We start from the raw sequence: 16,969 nt of genomic DNA, 5'->3' as shown, positions 1-16,969 counted from the left end.
ACGTCCTGCCACTCCTCCTGCCGGCCGTACGGCAGCACGTCGACGAGCCCGAAGTTGTGCGCGAGCTGCTCGACGCCTCGGCCGTTCGTGTGCCAGGTGCGGTACACGGTGTCGCCGTCGCGCAGGAACACGTTGAAGCCGAATCCGCCGTTGCGGGGTGCACCCATGTCCGCGCCGAACGGGCTGTGCGCCGTGGAGTACCACTCCATCTTGTTGCCCACCTTCGCGCGGTAGGCGAGGGCCTCGCCGATCTCGCCCTGGGTCACGATCACGAACCGGGCGTCGTACTGGTCGAGGAATCCGAGCCGCGAGTACTGCGTGGTCAGCCCGGTGCAGCCGGGGCACTGCCACTCGGCGCCGTCATGCCACATGTGGTGGTACGTGATGAGCTGGCTCTTGCCCTGGAAGACGTCGGCGAGGCTGATCGGGCCGTCGGCGCCTTCGAGCGTGTACGGCGGCAGCTCGACCATCGGCAGGCGGCGACGCTGCGCGGCGATGGCGTCGAGTTCGCGGGTGGCGGCCTTCTCGCGCACGCGCAGGTCGGCCAGCTGCTGCTGCCACGTCGCGGCGTCGACGACGGGCGGAAGGGCGGAAGTCATGGCATCCTCCTTGATGTCTACGGTGTTCACATCCGATATGTTGACATCGTACACATCCGGCGTCGCGTTGGGGAGGGTCAGGATGCCGCAACCCGCTCGCGACACCTACCACCACGGTGATCTGCGCACCGCGCTGGTCGACGCGGGCCTGGAACTGACCCGCGCCGGGGGCCCCGCGGCCCTCTCGCTGCGGGAGGCCACGCGGCGTGCCGGGGTGTCGCCGAGCGCCGCGTACCGGCACTTCGCCGACCGCGACGAGCTGCTGCAGGCGATCGCCCGGCGCATCCAGGACGACATGGCCGAGCGGATGCAGGCATCCCGCGCCGGCACCGCCGCCCTGTCCGGGCGCGAGCGGCTGCGGGCCGTCGGCCTCGGCTACATCGGGTTCGCCCTGCGCGAGACCGGCTGGTTCGAGACCGCGTTCTTCACCAGCAACGTCCTGCCCGGCGAGGCCGGGATGCCGACGCCTCTCGCCGCACTCGTCGACGCGCTGGATGCCATGGTGCGCGAGGGCGACCTGCCCCCGGACGCGCGCGTGGGTGCCGAGTGGCCGTGCTGGGCGGCCGTGCACGGGTTCGCGCTGCTGGCGCTGCACGGCCCCGCCGCGCGCCTCAGCGCGGCGGAGCGCCAGGCCGCCGCCGAGCGCGTCGTCGACACCGCGATCCGAGGGCTCGGCGCGTCCGGTCGTTGAACGAGGGCGAGGTGCGTTTCGGCTCGCTGCGCTCGCTCAACGACCGGGGGAGATAGGGGCGCGGGGCCGAAGGCGGCGCGGGGCTCGCCGTGAGGCAGTTCAGTTTTGTGCGTGAACGAATCGCCTGCATCCCCACGTTCCGAGGGTCTAAAGTCCCTGCCGGACGTCCCGCCGAGGCCGATCCTGGGATCATCGGCAACCGGCAGAGGAGTTCGACGTGATGTACGGATACGGCGCCTGGGGCGCCTGGGGGGCAGTGTTCGCCGGCATCGTGGTGCTGCTGTTCTGCGGCGGCATCGCGGCCCTTCTCGTGGTGCTGCTGCGGGATCCGCGGCACCACGGGGCACCGGGACGGCCGCCGCTTCTCGGCGACGATCCCGAGCGGATCCTCGCGCAGCGCTTCGCCCGCGGAGAGATCGACGAGGTCGAATACAAGGCGCGCCTCGAGGTGCTCAAGCACGGAACGTGAGGCCTGGCGGGTTCCGTGTGGATGTCGGACCCTCGGAGTAGACAGGTCTCACACCCCTCGACTCGAAGGATCGCCACATGATCACGCCTCCCACGCCCGGCCTCAACAGCACTCCCCGCCTCGACTTCGACGCCCTGGTCCCGCGGTTCAGCGCCGCGATGGCGCGCCTCGACTCGGTCGCCGGCCTCGGTCTCGAGCCGTCGCTGCGCGAACTGGTGCGGCTGCACGCGTCGACGATCAACGGCTGCGCGTACTGCATCGACATGCACGCGAAGGATGCCCGCGCGGGCGGTGAGACCCAGCAGCGGCTCGACGCGCTGCCCGCCTGGCGCGAGACCGACTGGTTCTCACCGCGCGAGCAGGCAGCCCTGGCCCTGACCGAGGCGGTCACCGTGCTCACGGACGGCCACGTGCCGACCGACGTCTTCGACGCCGCCGCCCAGCAGTTCGCGCCCGACGAGCTGGCTCAGCTGATCTCGCTGCTGGTCACGATCAACGCCTGGAACCGCATCGGCGTCGCCACCCGCTGCTGGGAGCCCGGCAGCTACCAGCCCGAGGCGTAGCCCCCGCCCTGCCCCGCTCCCTCCCCCGGTCGTTGAGCGAGCGAAGCGAGCCGAAACGCAGCATCCCCCCAACCAGACGGAGGTCCCGATGGAGTTGACCGACACCCAGCACGAATTCCTCACCGATCACCACGCCGCCGCGATGATCACGATCGCGCCCGACGGCATGCCGAAGGCGGTGCGCGTCGGGGTCGCCCTCGTCGACGGCCGGCTGTGGAGCAGCGGTACGGCCGACCGGGTCCGCACGGGCCGGCTGCGGCGCGATCCGCGGTGCACGCTGTTCGTCTTCGACAAGGCGTACGCGTACCTGACGATCGAGTCGACCGTGACGATCCTGGACGGCCCGGATGCCCCGCGACAGAATCTCGAGCTGTTCCGCGTCATGCAGAACCGACCGTCCGGGCCGCTGGCCTGGTACGGAGAGGATCTCGACGACGAGGCGTTCCTCGCCCGGATGTCCGCGGAGAAGCGGCTCGTCTACGAGTTCGCCCCGCAGAAGGCGTACGGCTTGGGATGAGGCCCTCGCCCCAAGCCCGCATCCCCTACGGCAGCGGCCGCGACCGCGCCATCGGCATGACCACCGACATGACCCACCGCGGCATCCGGAACATCGGCTTCTCGGTGCCGAGCGCGTCGATCCCCGCCATCTCGGCATCCGTGAGAGCGAAGTCGAACACGTCGAGGTTCGCCGCGATGTGGGCGGGGTTCGTGGATTTGGGGATCGCCACGAACCCGCGCTGCACATGCCACCGCAGCACGACCTGCACCGGGGAGATGCCGTGCGCGGCCGCCGCGGCCACGATGGCCGGCTCGCCCAGGAGCTTGCGCGACCCGTGCCCCAGCGGATACCAGGCCTCGGGCACGATGCCGTGCTGCCGCAGGTACGGCAGCAGCGCGGGCTGCTGCCAGTGCGGATGGAGCTCGACCTGGTCGACCACGGGCGCGATCCGTGCGGTCGGCAGCAGCTTCTCGAGGTCGTCGACCCGGAAGTTGCTCACCCCGATGGCGCGCACCTTGCCGGCATCCACGGCATCCTCCAGCGCACGCCAGGCGCTCGGCACGTCGCCGACCGGCTGGTGCAGCAGCAGCAGGTCGACGTATCCGCTGTCGAGGCGGTCGAGGCACTCGTCGATCGCGACGCGAGACTTCTGCGGCCCGTACTGCGACGGCCACAGCTTGGTGGTGAGGAAGATCTCGTCACGCGGCACGCCGGACGCCCGGATGCCGCGACCGACCGCGCGTTCGTTGCGGTACAGCGCCGCGGTGTCGATGAGCCGGTAGCCGGATTCGAGGGCGGCCTTCACGCTCGCCTCGCACTCCGCGACATCGGTCACGAGGTAGACCCCCAGGCCGATCTGCGGCATGTGAAGCCCGTTGGAGAGCGGGATGCTGGTGACCATGGCGCGTTCCCTTCGCCGGAAGCGGGACGCATCCAGTGTGCTCCTGCCGGTGCCGTTGGGCGAGGTCGACGGGGAGCTGCGTTTCGGCTCGCTTCGCTCGCTCAACGACCGAGGGGGGCGGCGGGGTGGGTGTGGAGGTCGGACTCGGCGCTCGTGCCGTTCAGCTGCAGGTAGAGGTGCTGCTCGGTCACCGAGACCGTGAGCGTGTTGCGACGTTCGAGCGCGCCGGTCGCGGCGTCGATGAAGCCCGGGTCGAAGCTGTGCACCACGATACGGTCCGCGTTGTGGATGCGCTTGCCCGCCCACTGCGCGATCACCTTCACCGGGTCGCGGTGGGTGTACACGGTCGCCCGGCCGGCGAGCTTGCTGCCGTAGTGCAGGCGGGCGGCATCCGGAGCGCCCACCTCGATCCACGCGGTGATCGCGCCGGTCAGGTCGCGCACGAGCACCGCGGGCTCCTCGGTCGCCGAGATGCCCTCGCTGAACGCGATGCCCTCCTCGTACTCGAGGCAGTACGCGAGCACGCGGGTCATCATGAACGCGTCGGTCTCGGACGGATGCCGCGCCACCCGCAGCGTGAGCGACTCGTAGACGCCGCGGTCCACATCGGCCAGCTCGACGTCGAAAGTGTGGATCGTTGCGCCTGCGGCCATAGCGTCCGAGCCTACCTGCGTCGACGGACCGGGCCGTCGCTGTGGCCGCTGCGCCCGTACTCCACGAAAACCATTGACACCGATCCGGATATCCCGCTACCGTACGAGTTGGGATCCCGCACTGGAATCCCAACCCCACCGACCACCGCTGGGGGCCGGGCTTTCTATGTCCTCCCGGCCCTCGGCGGTCACCACAGGATCCCGTGATCGCGCCCGGTCACGGGATCCTTCTCTTCCCCCGGTCGTTGAGCGAGCGAATGGGCCCACGCGCCCGGAGGCTCCGCGCGACGCGTCAGCGACTCGTGGAGGGGGCGTGGGGAGAGCCGAAACGCCTCGCCCCGCCGCCGCTCACCGCACGAGAGACCGCAACCGGCGCACCGCGACCGACAGGGTCGCGAGCCCCGACCCGTCCTGCGCGTGGGCGGCGGCGAGCGCCTCGTCCAGCACGCGGCGCGCCGACGAGCCGCCCTGCTCGAGCCAGGCCTCGATGCGGGCCTCCGGCTCGGTCGCCTCGGTCTGCTGCGCGATCGTCGCGGTCAGCTCGATGATCACCGCGTACAGGTCGTCGCGCATGGTGGCGCGCGCCATCGACCCCCAGCGGTCGCTCTGCGGCAGGGCGGTCGCCTTCGTGAGCATCTCCTCGAACCGCAGCCGCGCCGACAGCGCGAAGTACAGGCCGGCGAGTTCCCGGATGTCCCAGCCCCGCAGCCGCGAGCACTCGGCGACGTCGAGCAGCGAGAAGGCATCCAGCACCCCGGCGCTGTGCCGGGCGAGGCCGGTCGGCACGCCCGCCTCTTCGAGCTGCCGCATCCGCTCCTCGAACCGGTGCAGGTCCCCGCCGAGCAGCAGGTGGCCCATGTCGTCCCAGAGCGACGCGACCGGCTGCCGGAAGTCCTCGATCTGCCGGCCGATGTCGAATCCCTCCGCCCGGTGCTGCATGAACCAGCGGGTGGCCCGGTCGAGCAGGCGCCGGAAGGTGAGGTAGAGGTCGGTCTGGACCGCGGACGCCACGAGGTTGTCGGTGGCCTCGACCGCGACGACGAATCCGCGCAGGTCGAAGATCTCGCGCACCGCGACGTATGCGCGGGCGATCTGCTCGCTGGATGCCCCGGTCTCGTCGGCCGCCCGGGAGGCGAACGTGATGCCGCCGCGGTTCACCATCGAGTTCACGACCGAGTTGACCACGATCTCGGTGCGCAGGGGATGCGCGTCGAGGTCGCCGGCGTATGCGTCCCGGATCGGCTGCGGGAAGTACTCGGCGAGGGTGCTCTCGAACCACGGGTCGTCCGCCAGGTCGCTCGAGTTGAGATCGGTCTTCAGCGCGAGCTTCGCGTAGGCGACGAGCACCGCGAACTCGGGCCGGGTGAGACCGCGTCCGTCGGCGAGACGTGCCTGCACCTCGACGGGGCTCGGCAGGAACTCCAGTTCCCGGTCGAGTTCGTCGCGCTGCTCGAGCAGGTCCATCAGGCGCTCGTGCACCGGCAGCATGACGGCGGCGTTGGCCCGCGAGTTGCCCAGCAGCACGTTCTGCTCGTAGTTGTCGCGCAGCACCTGCACGCCGACCTCGTCGGTCATCGAGTGCAGCAGCGCGTTGCGCGCCTCGCGGTCGAGCCGGCCGGCGCGCTCGAGGGCGCCGAGCAGGATCTTGATGTTCACCTCGCGGTCGGAGGTGCCCACGCCCGCGGAGTTGTCGATCGCGTCGGTGTTGATGCTGACGCCCGACAGTGCGGCCTCGATGCGGCCGCGCTGGCTGACGCCCAGGTTGCCGCCCTCGCCGACCACCCGCAGCCGCAGCTGGTTGCCGTTCACCCGGATCGCGTCGTTGCCGCGGTCCCCGATCTCGGCATCCGTCTCGTCGCTCGCCTTGATGTAGGTGCCGATGCCACCGTTCCAGAAGAGGTCGACGGGGGCGAGCAGCACGGCGCGCTTGAGCTCCAGCGGCGTGAGCGTCTTGACGGCGGGGTCGAGGCCCAGCGCCTCGGCCATCTCGGGCGTCACCGCGATCGACTTCAGCGACAGCGGGAACACCCCGCCGCCGGGCGAGATCAGCGAGCGGTCGTAGTCGTCCCAGGACGAGCCGGGCAGGTCGAACAGGCGCTGCCGTTCCGCGAAGGATGCCGCGGCATCCGGATGCGGGTCGACGAACACGTGCCGGTGGTCGAACGCGGCCACCAGCCGGATGTGCGGGGAGCGCAGCATCCCGTTGCCGAACACGTCGCCGGACATGTCGCCGACGCCGACCACGGTGAAGTCCTGGGACTGGGTGTCGAGGCCGAGCTCGCGGAAGTGCCGCTTGACCGACTCCCACGCGCCGCGCGCGGTGATGCCCATGCCCTTGTGGTCGTAGCCGGCCGAGCCGCCGGACGCGAACGCGTCGTCGAGCCAGAAGCCGTACTCGGCCGAGATGGCGTTGGCGATGTCGGAGAACGTCGCGGTGCCCTTGTCGGCCGCGACCACGAGGTACGAGTCGTCGCCGTCGTGCCGCACCACGTGCGGGGGCGGCACGATGTCGGACCCCTCGCGGTTGTCGGTGAGGTCGAGCAGTCCCCGGATGAAGGTGCGGTACGCGGCCTTGCCGCCCTCGAGCCACGCGGCGCGGTCGCTCGCCGGCGGCAGCCGCTTCGCGAAGAACCCGCCCTTGGACCCTGTCGGCACGATGACCGCGTTCTTCACCATCTGCGCCTTCACGAGCCCGAGGATCTCGGTGCGGAAGTCCTCGCGGCGGTCGCTCCAGCGCAGGCCCCCGCGGGCGACCTTGCCGAAGCGCAGGTGCACCCCCTCCACCTCGGGCGAGTAGACCCAGATCTCGGCCATCGGGTGGGGCTTGGGCAGGCCCGGCACCCGGGAGCAGTCGAGCTTCATCGACACCCACGGCTTCGGCGACCCGTCGGCGGCCGGCTGGTAGAAGTTCGTGCGCCAGGTGGCGCCGATCACCCCGATGAACGAGCGCAGGATGCGGTCGTCGTCGAGGCTCGAGACGTCGTCGAGGGCGCGCAGCAGGTCGGCTTCGGCGGCATCCCCCTGGGCGGTCCGGTCGCCGGCGACGGCGGGGTCGAAGCGCAGCTCGAACAGGTGCACGAGGTCGCGGGCGAGCGCGGGGTGCGCGACGAGCGCCTGCTCGAGGTACTCCACCGAGAACGCGGAGCCGATCTGCCGCAGGTACATCGCGATCGCGCGGAGGATGACGATGCGGCGCCAGTCGAGGCCGCCGAGCAGCACCAGGGAATTGAGGCGGTCGCTCTCGGCCGCGCCGGTCCAGGATGCCGCGAACGCCTGCTCGAAGTCGTGCGCCCAGGCGGGGTCGGCCCAGCGCGCGGCGCTCTCCGGGTCGACTCCCGGCACCACGAGGCCGAAGTCGGAGATGTACCGCACCTGGCCGTTCGGAAGCGTGAGGATGTAGGGCCGCTCGTCGACGACGTCGGCGCCGAGGTCGGTGAGGATCGGCAGCACCTGGGTGAGCGGGTACTCGCGGTGCGAGATGACGGTGAGCACGCGCTTGGCGGGCTCGTCGCGCTCCGGCACGTTGAGGTGCACGGCGAACTCCCGCTCGTCGAGGCCCTCGAGCAGCGCGATGTCGTCGAGGGCCTCGTCCGGCCGCACCGACTCCTTGTAGGCCAGGGGGAACGCGGCGCCGTACTGGGCCAGCAGGCGTGCGGTCTCGTCTTCGCCGTAGGTCTGGTGCAGCTCGTCGACCAGGCCCTCGTCCCAGCCGCGCACGGCATCCATCAGCTGCGCCTGCAGCTCGGCCTCGTCGATCTCGGGCAGCGAGGTGCCGCGCGGCACGCGCACCACGAAGTGCAGCTGGGCGAGCGGCGCCTCGCCCACCCAGGTGGCGTGGTCGACGCTCTCGGCGCGGAACACCGAGCGCAGCAGATTCTCGATGCTGAGGCGCACGGCGGTGTTGTAGCGGTCCTTCGGCAGGTAGACGAGGGCGGACACGAAGCGCCCGAACTCGTCGCGGCGCAGGAACATGCGGGTGCGGCGCCGTTCGCGCAGGCGGCTCACCTCGCTGGCGACCTCGAGCAGGTGCTCGGAGGAGTCCTGGAACAGCTCGTCGCGCGGGTACTGCTCGAGCACCTGCAGCAGGTCTTTGCCGGAGTGCGACATGGGCGAGAAGCCGGATGCCTCGAGCACCGCGTGCACCTTGGTGGACACGATCGGCAGCGTCAGCACCGAGGCGGCGTACGCGCCGGAGGTGAACATGCCGAGGAAGCGCCGTTCGCCGATCACGTTGCCGTCGGCGTCGAAGGTGCGCGCCCCGATGTAGTCGAGGTAGACGTCGCGGTGCACGGTGGCGCGCGAGTTCGCCTTGGTGATCGTGAGCAGGCGCGGCTCGCGCGCGGTGCGCTGCGCCTCGGGCCGGAGCGTCGCGACCGCGGTGGTGGGCTTGCGCAGGATGCCGAGGCCCGTGTGCGGCATCGGCACCAGCACGTCGTCGCCGTTCACGTCGGTCTCGAGCGTGTACTCCCGGTAGCCGAGGAAGGTGAAGTTGTCGTCGGCGAGCCAGCCGAGGAAGTCGATGGCGGGGCGGACGGTGGCGGGATCCGCGGTGCGCGGCGGCGCGGTGCGCAGGTCGGTGACGAGGTCGAGGCAGGCGCGGCGCATGGCCTGCCAGTCGTCGACGGCCGCGTGCACGTCGCCGAGCACGTCGACCAGGCGCTGTTCGAGTTCGGTGCGGCCCTCGTCGGTGGGCACCCGGTCGACCTCGAGGTGGATCCACGACTCGAGCTCGCCGCCGTGCACCCCCATCTCGAGCAGCTCGCCGTCGTCGCCGCGGCGCACCTCGACGATCGGGTGCACGAGCAGGTGCACGGCGAGCCCCTGCCGGGCGATCGCGGCGATCACCGAGTCGACGAGGAACGGGGCGTCGTCGGTGCAGATGTTGACGATGGTGCGCCGCGAGCTCCAGCCGTGCTCGCTGAGGGTCGGGGTGAACACCTCGACCCGCGTCTGCTTGCGGTCGCGCTGCGCGGCCAGGGTGCGCATCGACAGTGCGGCGCCGACGATGTCGCGCGGTTCGCGTTCCGCGAGATCCTCGGGATCGAGCCCGCCGATGAGCTGAGTCAGCCCGGCCTTCAGGTCGGGCTCGAGCGTGTCGATCGCGTCGTGAAGTGCAGTGGATCCGATTGTGTTGCCCATGAACCTCGTCGTCCAATCCAGCGGTGGCGCGGGATGCCGTCGGCCTCCCCTCCGAGCCTATTCACCTGGCCCGGTTTCCGCGCCCCGGGCGCGCGAGGCGGGGGGTGGGGGTGGGGGTGGACTGCGTTTCGGCTCTCCCCACGCCCCCTCCACGCGCCGCTGGCGCGTCGCGCGGAGCCTCCGGGCGCGTGGGCCCATGCGCTCGCTCAACGACCGGGGGGATGCGCGCGGGCGGTGCTGGAGCGCACGATGAGGCGGTAGGGCAGGTCGGTGGTGAGCGACTCGGAAGCGGCATCCGGGCTCAGCTCGCCCATCAGCACGTCGACGGCGCGCTCGCCCTGCTGCTGGGGGAACTGCGCGACGGTCGTGAGTCCGAAGAAATCGGCCAGCTCGTGGTCGTCGACGCCGACGATCGAGACGTCGTGCGGAACGGACAGCCCGAGATCCCGGGCGGCGAGCAGGCATCCGATCGCCATCTCGTCGGACGCGGCGAAGATCGCGGTCGGCCGGTCGAACGGGCGGCCGAGCAGCTGTTTGCCCGCCTGGTAGCCGCCGTTGATCGTGAAGTCGGCGGGCTGGTACAGGTCGTCGCGCAGGGCCAGTCCGGCGTCGTGCATGGCGTGCTCGAAGCCGCGCCGCCGCGTCGAGGCGAGGTGGAAGTCGAGGTCGAACTCGGTGGATGCCCCCACGTGGGCGATCAGCGTGTGCCCCAGCGCGATGAGGTGCTCGGTGGCGAGCCTCGCCACCCCCTGGTCGTCGAGCGTGAGCGTGCGCACGCCGCGGATGGGTCCGCCGATTCCGACGATCGGCTTGTGCAGGGCCAGCAGCCGGCTCACTTCGTCGTCGGCGAGCTCCAGCGCGACGGCGATGACGGCATCCACGCGCTTGCGCAGCAGGAAGTGCTCGAACACGCTGCGCCGTGACTCGGCGCCACCGCTCAGGTTGTAGAGCGTGAGGTCGTAGCCCTTGCGCAGCAGGGCCGCCTCGGCTCCCTCGACCACCGACGAGAAGTACCAGCGCGACAGGAACGGCACGACGACGCCCACGTTGCGGGTGCGCCCGGAGGCCAGGCTCGAGGCGTTCGACGACACCACGTAGCCGAGCTCGGTGGCCGCGGCCTGCACGCGCTCGCGGGTCGCTTCGGAGACCGGGCCGTTGCCGCTCAGGGCGCGGGAGACGGTCGCGGTGGACACACCTGCCCGCTGCGCGACTTCTTCGATCCCCGTCATTCCCCAGCTCCCGACCATCCCGATTCGGTCCTGCCGACATGGTACCGGCGGCAGCATCCTGCAAGCGCTTCCAGTCTCCGTACCTCAAACAGTGCCGTGATTTCGCGGTAACACGCCGTCGCGCCAAATCTCGCCTTGGAAAATCTGCAAGCGTTTGCTATAGATGGAAGCGCTTGCATCCCGGGAGAACGGCCTCCCCGCCTTCTGTGCTGTGGACGCCGGCTCCCCCTCCCAGAAACAGAAAGGCACACCGATGACGGTGACCAAACGGATGGCACTCAGCGCAGCAGCCGTCGCCCTCGCCGCGATCACCGCGACGACTCTCGCCGGATGCTCCGGCTCCGCCTCGGCGAACAAGTCCGCGAACGACGCGGCATCCGGCTCGAAGACGCTCACCGTCTGGGTCGACGCGTCGCGCGTCTCCGCGCTGAAGGACATCGCCGCCGAGTTCACCAAGAAGTCGGGCGTCAAGGTCAACCTGGTGCAGAAGGACTTCGGCAAGCTGGAGCAGGATCTCGAGACGCAGATCCCCACCGGCAAGGGCCCCGACATCGCGGTCGGCGCCAACGACTGGACCGGCCAGCTCGCCACCGACGGCGTCATCCAGCCCGTCGAGCTCGGCGACAGCGCGAGCAAGTACGAGAAGGTCGCGCTCGACGCCTTCAACTTCAAGGGCCAGGTGTACGCGCTGCCCTACTCGATCGAGAACATCGCGCTGGTGCGCAACACCAAGCTCGCCCCCACCGCCCCGAAGACGTGGGACGACATGATCGCGGCGGGCAAGGCGGCGGGAACCAAGTACCCCTACATCGTGCAGGTCGGTCCGCAGTCCGACCCGTACCACCTGTATCCGCTGCAGTCCTCGTTCGGCGCCCCCGTGTTCGCGCAGAACGCGGACGGCAGCTACGACGCGAGCAAGCTGACGATCGGCGGCGCCGACGGCGTCACCTTCGCGAAGTGGCTGCGCCAGCAGGGCTCCACGGGCGCGCTCAGCCTGTCGATGACCGGCGACATCGCGATCGAGAAGTTCGACCAGGGCCAGTCGCCGTTCATGATCACCGGCCCGTGGAACATCCCGGCGATGCAGAAGGCCGGCATCAAGGTCGCCGTCGACCCGATCCCGTCCGCGGGCGGCAAGCAGAGCTCGCCGTTCGTCGGGGTGCAGGGCTTCTTCCTGAGCGCGAAGACCGCCAACAAGCTCGCCGCGAACGACTTCCTGACCAACTACATCGGCACCGATGCCGTGCAGGAGGCGCTGTACAAGGCCGGCGGCCGCCCGCCGGCTCTGACGACCGCGTTCGACAAGGTCGCCAGCGACCCGATCATGCAGGGCTTCGAGAAGGTCAGCGCCCAGGGCGCCCCGATGCCGAACGTGCCCGCCATGGCCGCGGTCTGGCAGTACTGGGGTGTCGCGGAGGCCGCGATCATCGGGCAGAAGGCCGATCCGGCCGCGACCTGGACCAAGATGACCTCCGACATCCAGTCGGCGATCGACAAGCAGAAGTGACCGAGCCGAGCGGCCGCACCCGCCACCGGGTGGGTGCGGCCGCTCGCGGATCGTCAGGACCATCGCTATGACCCTCACCGCACCCCCGCCGACCCAGAGCCCCGAACAGCGCCGATCCGCCGTCCGCAGCAAGCGCGCTGCGCGGATCGCGGAGGCCGCCTCGGCCGGCATCGGCGTCCTGCTCCTCAAGATCGTCCTGCTCGGACTGATCGACGCGCTCGGGCTGTACGCCCTGTTCACGCTCGCCGCCGCCGGCAGCTGGGTGGTGTTCGCCATCGTGCTGGCGGCCACGGGCGTCATCAACTGGATCTACTTCCGCAAGCAGGGCCTGCCCGGCAAGTACCTCACCCCGGGCCTCATCTTCCTGCTGGTGTTCCAGATCTTCGCCGTCGTCTACTCGGGCTACGTCGCCTTCACCAACTACGGCTCGGGGCACATCGCCACGAAGGACGACGCCGTCGCGGCCCTCCTCGAGGGCGCCCAGACGCGCGCACCGCACTCGCCCGAGTACCCGCTGGCCGTGCTCGACCGCAACGGCCAGCTCGCCTTCCTCGTGACGACCCCGAGCGGCGAGGCCGAGATCGGCGACGCGCACACCCCGCTGCATCCGATCTCGGATGCGACGAAGGATGCCACCGGGCAGTTCGACGCCGTGCCCGGCTACCGCACCCTGAACCTCTCCGAGATGCTCGACCGCCAGGCCGACATCACGGGCCTCGCCGTGCCGATGGGCTCGAACCCGTCGAGCGGCACGCTGAAGACGCCGGACGGAACGAAGGCGTTCGTCTACACGTCGACCCTGACGTACGACGCCGCTGCCGGCACGATGACCGACACGAAGACGGGCGTGGTCTACTCCGACACCGGCAAGGGCGCGTTCACCGCGCCGAACGGCTCGCAGCTGCTGCCCGGCTGGCAGATCAACGTGGGCTTCTCGAACTTCGTGCGCGCGTTCACCGACCAGGCGATCCGCGGGCCGCTCTTCGGGGTGACGCTCTGGACGTTCGTGTTCGCGTTCCTGTCGGTGGCGACCACCTTCGTGCTCGGCCTGTTCCTGGCGGTGGTGTTCAACGACGCCCGGATGCGCGGACGCAAGTGGTACCGCGCGGCGATGATCCTGCCGTACGCGTTCCCCGGCTTCCTCTCCGCGCTCGTCTGGGCCGGGATGCTGAACCCGCAGTTCGGGTTCATCAACCAGGTGCTCTTCGGCGGCGCGAACATCCCGTGGCTGACCGACCCGCTGCTCGCGAAGGTGAGCGTCATCGGGGTGAACCTGTGGCTCGGCTTCCCGTACATGTTCCTGGTGTGCACCGGGGCGCTGCAGTCGATCCCCGACGAGCTGCAGGAGGCGGCGCGCATGGACGGCGCGGGCCCGTGGGCCACGTTCCGGCTCATCAAGTTCCCACTGCTGCTGGTGTCGATCGCGCCGCTGCTGATCTCGTCGTTCGCCTACAACTTCAACAACTTCAACCTGATCTACATGCTGACCGGGGGCGGCCCGACCGATCCCAACGCGGCCATCAACGTGGGAAGCACCGACATCCTGATCTCGATGGTCTACAAGATCGCCTTCGTCGGCGCCAACCGCGACTACGGCCTGGCGAGCGCGTTCTCGATCATCATCTTCGTGATCGTCGGCGTGATCTCGGCGATCGGCTTCCGGCAGACCAAGGCACTCGAGGAGCTGAACTGACGTGACCGACATCGATTCGCTCAAGACGGATGCGGCGGAGGCGATCCCCGCCCCGACCGCGCCCCGGCGCCGGAGTTTCGGCCGGTGGTTCGGCGCGACCGGATGGCGTCACCTCATCGGGGTCGTGATGCTCGTCTTCTCCGTGTTCCCGATCCTGTACGTCGTGTCGGCGTCGCTGAGCACGAACGGGACGCTGCTGTCGTCGAACTCGCTGTTCGCGTCGGTGGACTTCTCGAACTACGTGAACCTGTTCCGGCTGCCGCAGCAGCCGTACGCCGCCTGGTACGGCAACACGCTGTTCATCGGGCTGACGACGGCGATCTGCACCGTGTTCCTCAGCGCCCTCGCCGCGTACGCGTTCTCGCGCATGCGGTTCACCGGGCGGCGCTTCGGCCTGCTCACTCTGCTGCTGGTCCAGATGTTCCCGCAGCTGCTCGCGATCGTCGCGATCTTCCTGCTGCTGTCGGGCATCGGGAACATCTTCCCCGCGCTGGGCCTCGACAGTCAGCTCGGCCTCATCATGGTGTACCTCGGCGGGGCGCTCGGGGTGAACACGTACCTCATGTACGGGTTCTTCAACACGGTGCCGGTCGCGCTCGACGAGGCGGCGAAGATCGACGGCGCAGGCCACGCCCGCGTGTTCTTCACGATCATCCTGCGTCTCGTGGCGCCGATCCTCGCCGTCGTCGGCCTGCTGTCGTTCGTCGGCACCACCAGCGAGTACGCCCTCGCCAGCACCGTGCTGATCTCGCCGCAGAAGCAGACCCTCGCGGTGGGGCTGTACCAGTTCGTGTCGCAGCAGTTCTCGCAGAACTGGGGGCTGTTCGCCGCCGGCGCCGTGCTCGCGGCCATCCCCGTCGTCGCGCTGTTCCTGTTCCTGCAGCGCTACATCGTCGGCGGCCTGACCGCGGGCAGCGTCAAGTGACGCCGGCATCCCTCCCCGTGGGGTTCGGGTCGGCGCTGCCGCACCACGACGGGTCGGCGCTGCACGTGTCCGACGGGTCGCCGCGCCTGGGCGACGTGGTGCGGGTGCGGGTGCGGATGCCGCGGGCCTTCGGCCCCGTCGCGGCCGTGCACGCCCGCTCCCATCCCGACGGGGAGCCGCGTTTCTCCGCAGCCCGCCGGCTGACCTGCGCGCCGGAGCAGGCGGATGCCTGGGAGTGGTGGGAGGCGCCGCTGTGCGTCGAGAACCCGGTCGTCGGCTACCGCTTCGTGATCACGCGGGGCGACGGCTCCCGCGTATGGCTGAACGCCGCCGGGCTCTCGCGCACCGAGACCCCGGACGTCGACGACTTCCGGCTGCTGGCCTCCGACCCGCCGCCGGAGTGGGTGCGCTCGAGCGTGCTGTACCAGGTGTTCCCGGACCGGTTCGCGCGATCGGGCGCGGCGGATGCCCGCCGCATCCCGGACTGGGCGATTCCCGCGCACTGGACCGACCCGGTGGACGACGTGCCGCCCGGGCGGGGGTGCCAGCTGTACGGCGGCGATCTCGACGGCGCGATCGAGCACCTCGACCACCTCGTCGAGCTGGGCGTCACGCTCGTCTATCTGACGCCGTTCTTCCCGGGCCGGTCGAACCATCGCTACGACGCGACGACGTTCGATCACGTCGACCCGCTGCTCGGCGGCGACGAGGCGCTGGCGCGGTTCACGGCCGCGGCGCACGCCCGCGGACTCCGCGTGATCGGCGACCTCACCACGAACCACTGCGGCGACGCCCACGAGTGGTTCCGGTCGGCGTACGGCGATCCGGATGCCCCGGAGGCCGAGTTCTTCTACTGGCTGAACGACGAGCACACCGAGTACGTGTCGTGGCTCGACGCGCCCACGCTGCCGAAGTTCAACTGGGCATCGGCCGAGCTGCGCCGCCGGTTCGTCGAGGGGCCCGACTCGGTCGTCGGCCGCTGGTTGCAGCCGCCGTTCTCGCTGGACGGCTGGCGCATCGACGTGGCGAACATGACGGGCCGCTACCGCGGTGACGACTTCAACGCCGACGTGCGCCGTGCCGTGCGCCGCACGATGACCGAGGTGAACCCCGACACGATCCTGCTGGCGGAGTCGACGAGCGATGCCGCACCGGATTTCCAGGGGGATGCCTGGCACGGCGCCATGACGTACGCCAACTTCACGCGCCCGGTGTGGAGCTGGCTGTCCGAGCCCGCCCCGGCGGAGATGTTCTTCGGCCAGCCGGTGACCGCCATCCCGTGCCAGACCGGGCGGGAGCTGGTGGAGGCGCACACCCGGTTCGCGGCGGCGTTCCCGTGGCGGGTGCGGCTCGGCAACCTGAATGCGCTCGACACCCACGACGTCGCGCGGTTCCGCACGCACGCCCGGCCCGGTGCCGTTCCGGTGGCGCTCGGCCTGTCGGTGACGATGCCCGGCATCCCGATGATCTGGGCGGGCGACGAGTTCGGGCTCACCGCCGTCGACGGCGAGGCCTCGCGCACGCCGCTGCCCTGGCACCTGCTCGACGCCGCGCCCGACGACCCCCGGATCGACCCCGCGACCGGAGTCACCGCGGCCGATGCCCAGGCGGCGCAGGAGCTCTACCGCCGGCTGATCCGGCTGCGCCGCGACCATCCGGCGCTCAGCGACGGCGGCTTCCGCTGGCTGCACGTGGGCGACGACATCCTGGTGTTCATCCGCGAGTCGGCCACCGAATCCCTGCTGGTCGTCGCATCCCGCGCCGCCGCCGAGGTGCGCCTTCCGTACGACGCCGCCGCCGGCTGGGAGAGCGCCCACCTCGTGTTCGGCGCCCTCGAGCTCGAGACCGAAGCAGCCGACGGCGGCGACGAACTCTGGGTCCGCCTCGCCGTCTCAGCCCCGCAGTTCGCCGCCGTCCGGATGCCCGGCCTCCCCCACCCCGCCGGTCGTTGAGCGAGCGAGCCCCCTCACCTTCCCCGAGTCCCCCCGGTCGTTGAGCGAGCGAGCGCAGCGAGCGAGACGAAACGCAACTCCCCAGATCACCCGCCGGTGGCGGCCGTGCACTCCACGCACATCGCCGCCATCGGCCGCACCTCGAGCCG

The 16,969-nt window shown here is 70.4% G+C and carries 13 protein-coding genes; 8 read left to right on the top strand and 5 right to left on the bottom strand.

Features of this window, described 5'->3' with window-relative positions; all coding sequences use genetic code 11:
* Positions 1 to 599: DUF899 family protein (locus VJR25_RS14020; RefSeq protein WP_324116056.1), on the bottom strand; the 599-nt coding region annotated here is incomplete at its 3' end.
* An 82-nt stretch (positions 600 to 681) separates the two neighbouring features.
* On the opposite strand from VJR25_RS14020, the gene VJR25_RS14015 reads away from it, so the two are divergent.
* The 4 genes from VJR25_RS14015 to VJR25_RS14000 all read left to right on the top strand — a co-directional run bounded on the left by VJR25_RS14015 (position 682) and on the right by VJR25_RS14000 (position 2,839).
* The gene (locus VJR25_RS14015; RefSeq protein ID WP_324116053.1) at positions 682 to 1,290 is read left to right on the top strand and encodes a TetR/AcrR family transcriptional regulator; all 609 of its coding nucleotides are present in this window, start codon (positions 682 to 684) and stop codon (positions 1,288 to 1,290) included.
* Positions 1,291 to 1,510: 220 nt separating this feature from the next.
* Positions 1,511 to 1,759 carry an SHOCT domain-containing protein gene (locus tag VJR25_RS14010; protein WP_324116060.1) on the top strand — a complete coding sequence of 83 codons (249 nt, stop codon included), beginning with the start codon at positions 1,511 to 1,513 and terminating at the stop codon, positions 1,757 to 1,759.
* Positions 1,760 to 1,836: 77 nt separating this feature from the next.
* On the top strand, positions 1,837 to 2,322 hold the full coding sequence (locus VJR25_RS14005) for a carboxymuconolactone decarboxylase family protein (RefSeq protein WP_324116051.1): 486 nt from the start codon (positions 1,837 to 1,839) through the stop codon (positions 2,320 to 2,322).
* Positions 2,323 to 2,410: 88 nt separating this feature from the next.
* Positions 2,411 to 2,839: a pyridoxamine 5'-phosphate oxidase family protein gene (locus VJR25_RS14000; protein ID WP_324116049.1), complete on the top strand. Its 429-nt coding sequence runs from the start codon at positions 2,411 to 2,413 to the stop codon at positions 2,837 to 2,839.
* 25 nt (positions 2,840 to 2,864) lie between these two features.
* On the opposite strand, the gene VJR25_RS13995 is transcribed toward VJR25_RS14000, so the two are convergent.
* From VJR25_RS13995 to VJR25_RS13980, 4 genes are all read right to left on the bottom strand, one after another.
* Positions 2,865 to 3,722, bottom strand: a complete 858-nt coding sequence (locus VJR25_RS13995) for an aldo/keto reductase (protein ID WP_324116047.1) — start codon at positions 3,720 to 3,722, stop codon at positions 2,865 to 2,867.
* 101 nt (positions 3,723 to 3,823) lie between these two features.
* Complete coding sequence (locus VJR25_RS13990) at positions 3,824 to 4,375, bottom strand: YaeQ family protein (protein WP_324116045.1); 552 nt, start codon at positions 4,373 to 4,375, stop codon at positions 3,824 to 3,826.
* Between the two features lie 348 nt (positions 4,376 to 4,723).
* Positions 4,724 to 9,514 (bottom strand): NAD-glutamate dehydrogenase, encoded by a 4,791-nt coding sequence (locus VJR25_RS13985; protein WP_324116043.1) that lies wholly within the window; start codon positions 9,512 to 9,514, stop codon positions 4,724 to 4,726.
* A gap of 206 nt (positions 9,515 to 9,720) precedes the next feature.
* The gene (locus tag VJR25_RS13980) at positions 9,721 to 10,743 is read right to left on the bottom strand and encodes a LacI family DNA-binding transcriptional regulator (protein WP_324116041.1); all 1,023 of its coding nucleotides are present in this window, start codon (positions 10,741 to 10,743) and stop codon (positions 9,721 to 9,723) included.
* A gap of 253 nt (positions 10,744 to 10,996) precedes the next feature.
* Here VJR25_RS13980 and VJR25_RS13975 point away from each other — a divergent pair, with 253 nt between their 5' ends.
* The 4 genes from VJR25_RS13975 to VJR25_RS13960 all read left to right on the top strand — a co-directional run bounded on the left by VJR25_RS13975 (position 10,997) and on the right by VJR25_RS13960 (position 16,820).
* On the top strand, positions 10,997 to 12,250 hold the full coding sequence (locus VJR25_RS13975) for a maltose ABC transporter substrate-binding protein (RefSeq protein WP_324116039.1): 1,254 nt from the start codon (positions 10,997 to 10,999) through the stop codon (positions 12,248 to 12,250).
* 67 nt (positions 12,251 to 12,317) lie between these two features.
* Positions 12,318 to 13,943: an ABC transporter permease subunit gene (locus VJR25_RS13970; protein WP_324116037.1), complete on the top strand. Its 1,626-nt coding sequence runs from the start codon at positions 12,318 to 12,320 to the stop codon at positions 13,941 to 13,943.
* A gap of 1 nt (position 13,944) precedes the next feature.
* Positions 13,945 to 14,868, top strand: a complete 924-nt coding sequence (locus VJR25_RS13965) for a sugar ABC transporter permease (protein ID WP_414683792.1) — start codon at positions 13,945 to 13,947, stop codon at positions 14,866 to 14,868.
* Positions 14,865 to 16,820, top strand: a complete 1,956-nt coding sequence (locus tag VJR25_RS13960) for an alpha-amylase family glycosyl hydrolase (RefSeq protein ID WP_324116035.1) — start codon at positions 14,865 to 14,867, stop codon at positions 16,818 to 16,820. The genes VJR25_RS13965 and VJR25_RS13960 overlap by 4 nt, the downstream gene beginning before the upstream one ends.
* The last annotated feature ends 149 nt before the right edge of the window (positions 16,821 to 16,969 follow it).

Source organism: Microbacterium sp., from assembly GCF_035277845.1.
Taxonomy (GTDB): domain Bacteria; phylum Actinomycetota; class Actinomycetes; order Actinomycetales; family Microbacteriaceae; genus Microbacterium.
The sequence above is the reverse complement of the archived record's forward strand: the minus strand, read 5'-3'. Positions and strand labels throughout refer to the sequence as shown.